We start from the raw sequence: 1,307 nt of genomic DNA, 5'->3' as shown, positions 1-1,307 counted from the left end.
TCCCCTGTGAACACAAGCGTGCGCTGTGGAATGCCGTAAAGGTCACCAGTGAGGAAGCACGACGCGGGGTGAAACCAACGCTAGTGTCGCCGTATTTCGACCAAGCTGGCGAAGTGGTGTTTGCACGCGTGCGCCTCGACACCGACAACGGTAAGTGGATACGCCCAGTCCATCTAGACGGCGACCGTTGGAGGCTTGGCGAGCCGGCTGTTGCCGATGGCAAGAAGCCGTTGCTGAATTTGCCGTTATTGGCTATGTATCCGGACGACGAGGTATGGCTGGTCGAGGGCGAGAAGTGCGCGGCGGCACTGACAGACGTCGGTGTTCTGGCGATGACTTCGGGATCTGCGACCAGTGTTCGGGGTGCCGACTGGACGCCGCTGGCTGGCCGGCGTGTGATTGTATGGCCGGATTTAGATGCCGCAGGGCATCGCTGGCTAATCGATGTCATTCAGACATTGCAGGTTAGCAGTGTCACGAGCATCCGGGTAGTCGAGACAGATCAGTTGGGCTTGTCCGAGAGCGGTGATGTGGCCGACTGGCTGCCACTGCACGGCACGGAGGCACTGGCCGGCCTACCAATGATTGATGCTATGGCGCTACTGCCGGAGTCGGTCGAGCTTGACGACGAACCTGCGACCGGCAGTGGGTCGGCATCGACTGCATTGGTACGCCATGTCCAATCCAACTGCATCTTGTACCGCAACCAGGACGGCGATGTGTTCGTCAAACTGAACGGCAGTAATCAGGCGTGGAAGATCGCCTCGCCTACCTTTCGCGACTGGTTAAGTGCATCGTTTTACCGGGCGACCGAAAAGGCCGTGCGCGATCAGGCGGTCAAAGAGGCATTGTCCGTGCTGACAGGTATCGGCCGGCATGAAGGTGAGTTGCGCGAGGTGCACGTTCGGGTGGCCAAGCATGATGACAGCTACTTGATTGACTTGGGCGACGACGATTGGCGTGTGATTGAGGTCAGCGCCGAGGGCTGGCAGATCATCGAGCAATCGCCGGTTCTATTCATTCGCAGCAAGTCAATGCGACCGCTTCCCGATCCAGTGGAGGGAGGAAACCTCGACGCGCTGTGGCCGTACGTCAATATTCCGGAAGCCGCGCGCCCGCTGGTGTTAGCGTGGTTACTGGAATGTCTGCGCCCGGATACACCTTATCCTTTGCTGGAACTGACTGGCGAGCAGGGTAGTGCCAAGAGTACGGCGCAAACGTATCTGCGCCGCCTGATTGACCCGAATCATGTGAACTTGCGTGCGGCACCCAAAACCCGAGAGGACGTGTTTGTAGCGGCCGCATCC

1 protein-coding gene is annotated in these 1,307 nt (G+C 59.1%); it reads left to right on the top strand.

All coding sequences use genetic code 11. From position 1 onward, the window contains the following. A partial coding sequence (locus EGI20_RS18700) for an AICE element replication initiation protein (protein WP_498633195.1) occupies window positions 1-1,307 on the top strand: 1,307 nt, incomplete at both ends.

It is taken from the genome of Aquitalea sp. S1-19 (assembly GCF_024343515.1).
Note: the sequence above shows the minus strand (reverse complement) of the source record. Positions and strands in the feature narration are given on the sequence as shown.